Raw genomic sequence first — 11,262 nt, 5'->3', positions numbered from 1 at the left:
ATATATAAAAGTTAGTGTTTATATATAAAAGCCAGAACATCGCTGCCCTGACTTTTATTTATTTCATTGTATTTTCTATTATTTTACTCTTCTCAATATATTTTGCATTTCGAAAACAACTTTAGGATTTGCTTCAGCTACATTGTTTTGCTCGTAGAGATTGTCAGAGATTCGATAGAGCTGAGGATTAGGATCGTTGCCGGTTTCAATCTTTGGTCCCCATTTTATCATTTTAGAACCATCATTTGGTTCTATGTATTTCCATTCTTTTGTGCGGATAGAAATTACATGATTATTTGACATTTCTGCAACCCATGGGCGATGGGTGTTATCGTTGCCGAGCAGATTTCCAAGATGGTTCTTGCTGTCGGGTGCACTGCCTTTAGGGAAGGTTGCACCAATCAGATTACCAAAGGATGCCATGAAGTCAATCTGTGACATGAGAACATCTGAAGTCTGATTTGGTTTTACCGACATTGGCCAACGAACGATAACAGGAATAGCCGTACCACCTTCGAAAGCACTGTATTTGTTACCACGCCAAGGACCTGCAGGCTTATGACCATTCAAAAGCTCTTCTGCCTGATCCTGATAACCGTCATCTACAACAGGACCATTATCACTAGTCAACAAAACGATAGTATTCTCTGCAATTCCAAGTTTATCCAATGTCTCCATGATCTTACCTACAGACCAGTCGAACTGCACAATGGCGTCTCCACGCATACCCATGCAGCTCTTTCCACGGAAACGCTGGTGTGGAAAACGAGGCACGTGGACATCGTTGGTGGCAAAATAGAGGAAGAAAGGATGATCGCTGTTTTTCTTGATGAAGTCGATGGCGTGGGTAGTGATGGAGTCGGCGATGTTCTCGTCTTTCCACAATGCCTTACCGCCACCCTTCATATAACCGATTCTGCCGATGCCGTTCACGATAGACATATTGTGGCCGTGGCTCGACTTCATATTATAGCACAACTCAGGATTGTCCTTTCCGGTAGGTTCGCCAGGGAAGTTCTTGAAATAGCTTACCTCGATAGGAACCGACGGATCGTAGTTAGCTACCATGCCGTCTTCGATGAAAACACAAGGCACACGGTCGGCTGTGGCTGCCATGATGTAGTGATGGTCGAAACCTATGTCGGCAAGGGCTGCTGGCAATGGGGCATTCCAGTCTTGCTTGCCTGTTTCTGCACCCAAGCCCAAGTGCCACTTACCGATGGCACAAGTAGAATAGCCTACGCTCTTGAACATATCAGCTATGGTAAACTGGGTAGGCTGGATAATCATTCCCGCATCGCCCGGTGCTACGTCGGTACCTGGTCGGCGCCATGCATACTCACCCGTGAGCAGGGAGTAGCGGGATGGGGTACTGGTGGAAGCGATGGCGTGGGCATCGGTGAAGCGAATACCCTGCTTGGCCAGTTTATCTACGTTAGGAGTCTCTACGTTCTTGGCACCATAGCATCCCAGGTCGCCGTAGCCGAGGTCATCGGCGAGGATGATGATGACGTTAGGTTTCTGCTGATTGTTGGCTTTCGCCTTCTTGGCACCCATGGCTGCCGTGCAAACCAGGGGCGACATCAGGGCGATAGTCATATAAGTTTTGTTCATTTCGATAATCGTTAGTTATTTTTTAAAACATTCATAATGTTGGCAGGCGGACGCTGGGCGAGGAGTTCCCGTTTCATAAAGTCCATGTAGGGAGACACATGCGTATAGTACTGATAGTATCCTTGGCAGAGATAGTTCAGGTCCGGCTCTCCATACTTATCCTTCTCGAACCTGTTCTTGGGGCATTCGCCATGGCAGGCGAACTCCATGTCGCATTCCTTGCACTGGCGGGGCAGCGAAGTATGCTTCAACCGGCTGAAAGCCTGCTGCTTTTCGCTATAAAGCATGTCGATGAGCGACTGCTCCCTGATGTTTCCCAGTTTGTATTCAGGAAAGACAAAGTGGTCGCAGGAATATACATCGCCATTGTGTTCCATCACGCCTGCATGACCGCACTCCTTGGAGTAGGCGCAGATGCCTGGAAGCACCCCCATCCAGTTGGCAAGTGTGCAGTCGAAGATTTCCACAAAGGTCTTACCCACATCGTGGCGCACCCAGTCGTCGAAGATGGTGCAGAGGAAGTTGCCCCACTGTTGCGGGGTAACGGAAGCATCTGCAAGCGGAATCTCCCTGTCGTCGGCAAGACTCGCCAGGGTGCGACCGTCTTCATGTTCCGTCAGTCGCTCCACGATAGGGGTAAACTGCAAGTACTGGCAACCGTTGTCTCTGAAGAAATGATAGAACTCCAGCGGATGTCCAGCGTTGTAGGCATTGACCACTGCCATAGCATTCCATTCCACCCGATGCTTCTTCAGCAGGCTGATGCCCTGCATCACCTTTTCCCAGGAAGGCTTTCCGGCAGGAGTCACGCGATAGTGGTCGTGATATTCCTGGGGGCCATCGATGGAAATGCCTACCAGCCAATGGTTCTTGGCAAAGAACTCGCACCATTCGTCGGTGAGGAGTGTGCCGTTGGTCTGGATGACGTTATCTATCTGTTTGCCGTGGGCGTACTTCTTCTGAAGCGCCAGTGCTTTCTTGTAGAAGTCGATGGAGCGCATCAGCGGCTCACCTCCATGCCAGGTGAAAAGCACCTGCGGCATGGTTTGTGCCTCGATGTACTCTCGGGTGAATTGCTCCAGCATCTCATCGCTCATCAGATGGCGGTGGGAGTTCTGGTAAAGATTGTTCTTTTCCAGATAATAACAGTATTTGCAAGCCAGGTTGCAATGGGCACCTGCCGGCTTCAGCATCACATACAGTGGTTTGGCAAATGGGGTTGCTATGTTGTCGTTCATCATATTTTTTCTTTTTAGAAATCGGTTGGAATCTCGCAAAAATAGGAGATGGAATCAGAACTTGGTCAGAGTCATTTTCCTTAAAACTCTGGCAGCGTTATCTTGAAGTCCTTGCTGTCTCTGTGCTCCTTCTGGATGGCAGCCAGCAGATCTTTCACGATTTCAGGATGTTCTGCCGCCACATCGTGGTCTTCGTGAATATCCGAAGCTAGGTTGTAGAGGCGAGGCTTGCCTTTTACTACTACCATCTTCCAGTCGCCCTTTCTCACGCCAATCTGGTCGGTCTCATGAAATTCCCAATAGAGGTATTCGTGGTGCTTCTGCTCGGCATCCTTGCCCAGAAGGGTAGGAGCGATGGAAATACCGTCGAAGCCGTCGCCAGCCAACTTCCTGTTGGTGTAGCGCTTGGCGAAGTTCTTGATTCCGGCAAGGTCGCAGAAGGTTGGCATCAGGTCGTAGAAGGCAAACTGGGTATCGTTTACGCTGCCTGCCTTGATATGCTCTGGCCACCAGGCAATGAATGGGATGCGGATTCCGCCCTCGTAACACTGGCGCTTCAAGCCTTTCAATTTTCCGTCGCGACCGAAGAACTTCGGATCGGCACCGCCTTCCTCGTGAGGACCGTTGTCCGAGGTAAAGATGACCACGGTGTTCTTGTCTAGGCCCTTCTCCTTCAGCTTGGCGAAGATTTCGCCTACATACTGGTCAAGACGGGTAATCATTCCGGCAAACTGTGCGTGGGTATGAACCACGGCGTTGTATCTTGAGTCTTCCCATCCTCCCCAAGTCTTGTCCTCGAAGAATTTCTTCTGATAGTTCTCTAAAATGGAATCTTCTGGTTGAGCCAACTCTGCGTGAGGTAGGGTATAGGTAAGGAATCCTACGAAAGGATGCTTATTATCCTGCTTGTCAATCCACTCCAAAGCCTTGTCGTGGATGATGCGGGCAGAATACTGCTTGCGTTTGAAATAGTCCTTGCCGAACATCGGGTACTGGATATTCTGCTCCATGATATCTCTTACCACAGCCGTATCACCCAACGACTTGCTGTAACGGTTCAGGAAGTTGGGATAATAAAGATGTGCCTGGAACTGACAGATGTAGCCGTAGAATTCATCTACGCCACGCTTGTCGGGAGTAGAGGCAGAACCTTCGTATCCGCCTGCCCATTTTCCGAAGACGCCGGTGCGGTAGCCCTTGTCCTTGAGCATTTCCGGAAGAATCTTATGCTGCGGGTCGTAAGGTTCCTGCCCCACCACAGAAAAGTCCTCGTTTATTCCATACTTTACCATCGGTACGTTTCTCCAGTATTCCTTGTTGCCTCTTACGTGGGTGTGACCCGAATGCTGACCGGTCATGATTGTAGCACGCGAAGGGGCTGAAACCGGCGAACCGGCGTATGCCTGGGTGAATCGCATTCCCTCCTTTGCCATCTGGTCGATGTTGGGGGTATGGATGTAAGGCTGACCGTAGCAAGCCAAATCACCATATCCCATATCATCGCAGAGGATAAAGAGGATATTCGGCTGTTGTACGTTCTGTTTAGCTCCAGCAAGGGTAGGTAGGCAAATCATACCTACCCCTGTGAGCCATATTGTTTTGCTAGTTCTATTCATAAATCTGTAATCTTAGATTTCTTATTCGTCTACCTTCAAATTCTTGCGGTAGTTAGCGAGCAACTTCTTCAGTTCCTTCTCAATCTTCTGAGTGCCGGGCTTGCCGTAGATGTTGTGCTGCTCGTTAGGGTCTGCCTGGATGTCGTATAACTCCCAGTAGTCGATGTCTGCATCATTGGTGAAGTAGTTGATAGACTTCAGGGCATTGAAGCAGTTGTTTTCTCTTGTGCCTGGTTGTCCCTGATACTTATTTTCTACCACAGCTCTTTCTCCACCCTTGCCATAGAAGTGAATCAGCTTGTAACGTTCTGTGCGAACACCATCGTGCTTGCGTACAAGATGATATGTAGGATAGTCGTAGTAGTGATAGTACAGGCTCTTGCGCCACTTCTTCACAGGCTGTCCGGCGAACAGAGGCTGTAGCGATGTTCCAGGCATGTACTTAGGTTTCTCCAAACCCGCCAAGTCGAGGAAGGTAGGGGCGAAGTCGATGTTCTGAACCATCTGGTTGCACTCGCTCTTTGGCTGGATGTGCTTAGGATAGCTGATGATGAGCGGAGTGTGGAATGACTCCTCGTACATGAATCGCTTGTCGAACCATCCGTGCTCGCCCATGTAGAATCCCTGGTCGGATGTATAGACAATGATGGTGTTGTCGGTGAGGTTGTTCTTGTCGAGATATTCCAGCAGTCTGCCCACACTCTCATCTACAGAGGCAATCACTGCCATGTAGTCGCGGATGTAGTTCTGGTATTTCCACTCGATCAACTCCTTGCCAGTCAGGTTCTTGCTCAGGAACTCACGGTTTCTTGGCATGTAGTAGGCATCGATGATGGCACGCTGCTTTGGAGTCATGCGGTTCATCTCGCCCATCAGACCGGCATAGGAATCTCTTCCCTCTGGAGTAGAAGGATCGTACATTTCTGGGACCTTCAGGTCGCGTACCATCTCCATGTACTTGTCGATAGACATCTTCTGTGTAGAAGCTGCAGAACCACGGGTTTCATAATCATCCCAGAAAGTCTCTGGCAACGGGAAGTTGACGTTGGCATACTTGTTTACATACTTGGTGTTAGGCATCCAGAGGCGGTGTGGTGCCTTGTGGTGAACCAGAAGACAGAATGGCTTGTTCTTGTCGCGGTTGTTCAAGTACTCGATAGCATGGTCGGTGATCAAATCGGTAGCATATCCCATCTCCTGCTTGAAGTTACCATACTGTCCGGTAGAAGCGAAGGTAGGGTTGTAGTACTGCCCCTGGTCATCTAGAACATGATAGTAGTCGAATCCCTTCGGACTGCAGGACATGTGCCACTTGCCCACAACGGCAGTAGAATAACCTGCCCCCTGCAGCAGTTCTGAGAAGAAGGTCTTGGTAGAGTCGATACCCTCGGCAAGCTGTCGCTGTCCGTTCTGGTGACTGTAAAGACCGGTCATAAGACATGCACGGCTTGGTGTAGAAAGCGAGTTCTCCACGAAAGCCTCGTTGAATTTCATTCCTCTTTCAGCTAGGCGGTCGATATTTGGTGTTGGTGCCAATTTGGAGATAGGGCTACCGTATGCACTGATGGCTTGCATGGCATGGTCGTCACACATAATATACAAGATGTTAGGACGATCTCCTGCATTCTGTGCAAAGATCGACAACGGCATTACTTGCAGCGCTGCCAATGCGAGTAATGAGCGGTTGTTTTGCTTACGATTGTTGTTAACCATAACTTTTCAATTGTATAATTAAAAATTAGTGTTGATTCTATTTGAGTTTTTTGATGCTGATATGGAAAATTATATAGATTAAGAGATTGCAAAAAGAGGGAGTGCCGTCTCGGCACACCCTCTAAATGTTTTACATGAACTCTATTTTATAAAAACTAGCATCATGTTACTTAATATATGATTACCTATGAAGTTATCTCTTCAAGTTAGGGTTCTTCTCAACATCTGATGTTGGATATGGACAGTAAATTCTATCTTCTGTCCAAGAACCAGAAACGGTAACACTTTCCTTTGCTGTATAGGTTTTGCCATCCTGCTCAGCTACTACGAGAGGAGCATTAGCAACACGGTAGTCGAAGTTCTTCTTGAGTTCGTCCATACGAAGCTCGTCAGAACGACGTGTAACCATTGATACCCAGTTACCAGCAACTTCCCATCCGTGCTCGATGTAGCAAGCTTCAGCCAACTGCTCTGCATTCATGTCAGCAATCTTCACGGTAGTACCGTTGGTCAAAGTAACATTCTCTACGTCTGTAACGGCACGGCTGCGAACCTGACGGAGACAATCCTTAGCCTTGTTCAGGTCACCACCAGAGCGAGCTGCACTCTCAGCATACCAGAGAAGAATCTCAGAGTAGCGGATGAGGTTGTGACGGCGGTCGTTGATCATACCACCCCAGTTAGGAGCCTGGTAATCATAAGCCTGACGGAGCATGTTGCCGTTCTCGTCTGAGTTAACGGTGAAGATACAGAACATTGGGTGATAAGCTTCAACCTCTGGAGTCTTTCCGTCTTCTTTAAGAGCCCACCAATCTACAGCCTTAGTAATAGTGTTTCCATCCTGGAATGTTACCTTAGGAGCGTAGATAGCATTCTTGCGAGCACCCTCTGGGAATCTCTTCCAGAATGCGATTTCACCCCAAGCGTCACCCCAGCCACCATCGCCGAGACCTTCGAAGCGGCAGCAGGAAGAAAGCTGAGAGTCATGATCCCACCAACCACGAGCGTCGTTGTTGATACCAAGCACGGTCTCCATGTTGTAGTTGTTGCCCATAGAGTAAACATCCTTCCACTCTGGGTTCAGGATGAAACCGTAAGAACCGTTGTTGTCGATGACAGACTTAGCCTGCTCTGCTGCGAGCTTGTAGTACTCTGTACCCATATTGAGTGGGTAACCAGCCATAGACATGTAAACTGCTGACAGGGTAGCCTGTGCAGCCTGTTTGGTTGTCCAGATATCAACACCGAACAAACGGCTAGGCTCCTTCTCATACTTGGTAGGAAGCTCGTTAACGGCTGCCTTCAAGTCTGAAACAATCAGTTCATATACATCCTTTACACTAGATGGAGCAACCTCCAACTGTGAAACGTCGGTACCGGTAATCAATGGCACAGGACCGAATACACGTACCAGGTAGTAGTAAGCGTATGCACGCCAGAAGTGTGCATTACCCAAAGCTACGTTGATCTTATCTTGAGCAACAGGAGCCTTACTTGCACTCTCAGTAATCAGGTTAGCAGCCTTGATTACAGAATAGTGCTGGTTCCATGCGTCTGTTACACCCTTGTTGGCACCATCAGATGCAAAAGCATCGAGGGCAGCACAAGCCTGCTTGTTAGAACCAGGGTTAGCAGTAATATCATCACCCTGCCACTGTGGGTACATAGGGTTGGTCCAGCTCTGTGTCTGGTTGATTCTGTCATACAGTGCGTTAACACTTGCAGTAAGGTCCTCTTCGCTATTGAAGAAGTTGTTAGGGGTCAAGTGTCCCTTTGGATCCTCATCCAGGAAGTCTCCACAAGAAGAGAATGTAAACAAGGATGCTGCCATGAGACAACCCATATATAATAATTTTCTAGTTTTCATAATTATTACAGTTTTTAGATTGTTGGAATTAGAAGTTAATACGAACACCCATTGTGATGGTACGAGGGTTAGGGTAAGCACCCATATCCAAACCATTGTCACGGTCTACACCATTGTCACTGAATGAAGCACCTGCAGGGTCTATACCCTTATAGCCGGTAATGGTGAAGAGGTTCTGAGCTGAGAGTGAGAGACGGATGTCTGCCAACTTGGTTACGCTGCGTGGGAATGTGTAAGCGATGCTGATATTCTCACAACGCAGATAGTTAGCATTTTCCAACCACTTGTCTGAGTTTCCGTATGTCTTGTTCTCTGCGCCAACTGTAGGCATGGTAACACCGATGTTGTTGAAGTAATCCTTATCGGTTACGAACATAGATGCACCTACCATTGAGTTCATGGCGTAGCGAACCATATTCAAACGCTTGGCACCGAATGCTGCATTGAAGAAGGCATTGAAGTCCCAGTTCTTATAACTTACTGTATTGTTCCAACCTAATGTGAAGTCTGGGTTTGAACGACCTAATACGAAGCGATCCTTTGAAGCATCAGGAGTAGCTGTTGTTCCACCATCTGCAGTGTAATACATATCAATATATTCACCCTTTGCATTCTTTTCAACACCAGCCCACTTGAAGCCGTAGAATGTACCGATAGCTTCACCTTCCTTGATGATGGTACATGGGTCAACAGTACCAGGAGAAGGGCTTGTACCATAAAGAATAGGAGAATCAGCTGTCAACTTGGTAACCTCGTTCTTGATGTAGCTGGCATTCAATGTAGATGACCATGACCAGTCCTTGGTCTGGATAATCTGTGCATTGATTGTAGCATCAAAACCCTTGTTGCTTACCTCACCGGCATTTACCCAGTATGATGTGCCACCCAGGTAACCAGGAGCTGATGTTGTCAGGAGGGCATCCTTTGTCTTCTTGTCGAAGTAGTCTAAGCTGATGCTCAAACGGTTGCCGAAGAAACCGAGGTCAACACCGAGGTCAAACTGATGAACCTTCTCCCATGACAAGTCAGGAGTTGCAAGACCATTTGCCCAGTAACCTGTGTAAGACTGATTAGTACCGTATGTGAAACTGGTTGTACCCAAAGAACCCAATGTAGAGTAAGGAGTAATATCCTGGTTACCGATGATACCGTAGCTTGCACGGATCTTCATGTATTCTACTGCATTCTTGATAGGCTCCCAGAACTTTTCGTTAGAGATGGTCCAAGCTGCAGCTGCTGATGGGAAGTAACCCCACTTCTTATTGGTGAAGCGGCTAGAACCATCCGCACGGAATGTACCAGTCAACATATAGCGGTCTGCATAGTTGTACATAACACGAGCTACACCAGAGAGCATGGTCCACTTGCTATAGCCGTTGCTAGGATTCTTGGAAGCTGCATCTGCTACGTTCCAGTAACCCAGCTGCTCGTGAGCAATACCAGTTCCAGAGAGACCCATGCGGCGAACCTCATTAGAGGTAACTTCCCATACGCCTGTAGCTGTCAAACCGTGATCACCCCACTTGTTGCTGTAAGTCAAGTTGTTGGTTGACTGCAACGCTGTAACTGTTGCATCGTTGTTGCCCATATTGTTACCAGCTGCGTTCACCTTTGTAGATGTGAAGCTATACCATTTGTAATCGTTATAGTCGATACCGTTGGTAGTGGTGAATGTCAAGCCTTTGAGAAGGTTGAATTTCAAGTCAACGTGACCTGTAACCATGGTACGCTTACGGTCGTTTTCACTACCATGGAGAATACCGTAAGGGTTGTTCTGGATGTTATTGTATGGGTCTTTATTATACTTACCGTTTGCATCCATCATCTCCATAGTAGGAGAGTAGTTCAAACCAACCCAGATAGGATTAGACTGGTTCTGGGCGAAACCTGCACCTGAGTTGTCAGTCTGAGAGAGGTTGATATCGGTGGTCATTTCCAACCAGTCGAAAATCTTATTGTGCATGTTAGCCTTGATAGCGTAACGTCTAGACTTGGTATCAACGATAACACCCTTCTGGTCCATTACGTTGGCAGAGAAGTAAGTCTGAGTCTTGTCATTACCCTGAGTCAAAGAAACCTTATAGTTCTGGGTAATACCAGTCTGGAGCAATTCGTCCATCCAGTCGATACCTGCCTTTGTACCATTCAGATAATCCTGAACTGCACTCTGAGAAACACCCTTATGGTCTACCAAAGCCTGAGCATACTGCTTGGTGCTCATTACTTCAGGGATATGGTAAGCATTAGAGAAGCCGAAGCTACCGTCGAAAGTAACCTGAGTTGCACCAGCCTTACCGGTCTTGGTCTGTACCATTACAACACCATTTGCACCACGTGCACCATAGATAGCGGTAGAAGAAGCGTCCTTCAAAACCTGGATGCTCTGGATATCCTCAGGGCTGATACCCTCAAGACCTGTCTCGCGAACAATACCATCTACTACGTAGAGAGGGTCGTTGCTCTTGTTAACAGAGCTGGCACCACGTACACGAATCTTCATTGCACCACCAGGAACACCGCTTGACATTACCTGCACACCAGACATACGTCCGTTGAGGGCATCCTCAACACGTGCAACAGGCTGATCCTTGAAGCTCTTGCCTTCCATGACAGCAACAGATCCTGCCAAGTCAGCCTTCTTTACAGTACCGTAACCTATAACAACTGTTTCTTCGAGCATGTTGGAATCGTCTTCCATGGTAACGTTCAAAGCAGTACCGTTCCAAGTAAGAGTCTGTGGCTTGTAACCTACATAAGTGATTGTAATCTTAGCACCCTTAGCTACATTTGCAAGGCTAAAGTTACCGTCAAGGTCAGTAATCGTACCACCAGTCTTACCATCAATTCTGATGGTAGCACCGATAACAGGTTCACCGTAAGAATCCTTTACTGTACCTGTACATGAGTTTTGCTGCTGGGTAGCATTAGCAATAACCGAATTGCTCTGAGCTGCCAATGCAGTAACAGTGCTCAGTGGTGACATGGCACCCAATAGCGCTGCAAAATACAAATTTGCTCTTTTTTTCATAGGTTTGTAATAGTTTATGTTAGTTATTATTTCTTCTCGTATAAACTTTGTTTTTATCTTATTCTTTTGGCAGTTGGCTCAGATGAACCTGTCACCGCCTATTTGGTTTTTGAATTGTGGAGTAGCCGTTTTACCGGCTACTCCCAACTCCTGTCAAATGAATAGTTGATAAAAAGTTAGTTAGTA

At 47.5% G+C, this 11,262-nt stretch carries 6 protein-coding genes; all 6 read right to left on the bottom strand.

The genetic code is table 11. The annotated features are described in order from the left end of the window. Positions 1 to 78 precede the first annotated feature (78 nt). The gene (locus ACQRBJ_RS13410; RefSeq protein WP_445303902.1) at positions 79 to 1,614 is read right to left on the bottom strand and encodes a sulfatase family protein; all 1,536 of its coding nucleotides are present in this window, start codon (positions 1,612 to 1,614) and stop codon (positions 79 to 81) included. Between the two features lie 11 nt (positions 1,615 to 1,625). After that, positions 1,626 to 2,852: an anaerobic sulfatase-maturation protein gene (locus ACQRBJ_RS13405; RefSeq protein ID WP_445303905.1), complete on the bottom strand. Its 1,227-nt coding sequence runs from the start codon at positions 2,850 to 2,852 to the stop codon at positions 1,626 to 1,628. Positions 2,853 to 2,932: 80 nt separating this feature from the next. After that, the gene (locus ACQRBJ_RS13400; RefSeq protein WP_295347691.1) at positions 2,933 to 4,426 is read right to left on the bottom strand and encodes an arylsulfatase; all 1,494 of its coding nucleotides are present in this window, start codon (positions 4,424 to 4,426) and stop codon (positions 2,933 to 2,935) included. 63 nt (positions 4,427 to 4,489) lie between these two features. Beyond that, positions 4,490 to 6,118, bottom strand: coding sequence for a sulfatase family protein (locus tag ACQRBJ_RS13395; RefSeq protein ID WP_441933957.1), 1,629 nt, complete (start codon positions 6,116 to 6,118; stop codon positions 4,490 to 4,492). 256 nt (positions 6,119 to 6,374) lie between these two features. Beyond that, positions 6,375 to 8,048: a RagB/SusD family nutrient uptake outer membrane protein gene (locus ACQRBJ_RS13390; protein WP_441938192.1), complete on the bottom strand. Its 1,674-nt coding sequence runs from the start codon at positions 8,046 to 8,048 to the stop codon at positions 6,375 to 6,377. A gap of 28 nt (positions 8,049 to 8,076) precedes the next feature. Then, on the bottom strand, positions 8,077 to 11,076 hold the full coding sequence (locus ACQRBJ_RS13385) for a SusC/RagA family TonB-linked outer membrane protein (protein ID WP_445303901.1): 3,000 nt from the start codon (positions 11,074 to 11,076) through the stop codon (positions 8,077 to 8,079). Positions 11,077 to 11,262: the final 186 nt, after the last annotated feature.

This window comes from Prevotella sp. SGI.167, from assembly GCF_050313615.1.
Taxonomy (GTDB): domain Bacteria; phylum Bacteroidota; class Bacteroidia; order Bacteroidales; family Bacteroidaceae; genus Prevotella.
The sequence above is the reverse complement of the archived record's forward strand: the minus strand, read 5'-3'. Positions and strand labels throughout refer to the sequence as shown.

What these genes read in the sequence shown, in the direction of transcription:
- ACQRBJ_RS13410 (WP_445303902.1), bottom strand. Translation starts at nt 1,614, where the DNA reads ATGAACAAAACTTATATGACTATCGCCCTGATGTCGCCCCTGGTTTGC.
- ACQRBJ_RS13385 (WP_445303901.1), bottom strand. Translation starts at nt 11,076, where the DNA reads ATGAAAAAAAGAGCAAATTTGTATTTTGCAGCGCTATTGGGTGCCATG.
- ACQRBJ_RS13405 (WP_445303905.1), bottom strand. Translation starts at nt 2,852, where the DNA reads ATGAACGACAACATAGCAACCCCATTTGCCAAACCACTGTATGTGATG.
- ACQRBJ_RS13390 (WP_441938192.1), bottom strand. Translation starts at nt 8,048, where the DNA reads ATGAAAACTAGAAAATTATTATATATGGGTTGTCTCATGGCAGCATCC.
- ACQRBJ_RS13400 (WP_295347691.1), bottom strand. Translation starts at nt 4,426, where the DNA reads ATGATTTGCCTACCTACCCTTGCTGGAGCTAAACAGAACGTACAACAG.
- ACQRBJ_RS13395 (WP_441933957.1), bottom strand. Translation starts at nt 6,118, where the DNA reads ATGCCGTTGTCGATCTTTGCACAGAATGCAGGAGATCGTCCTAACATC.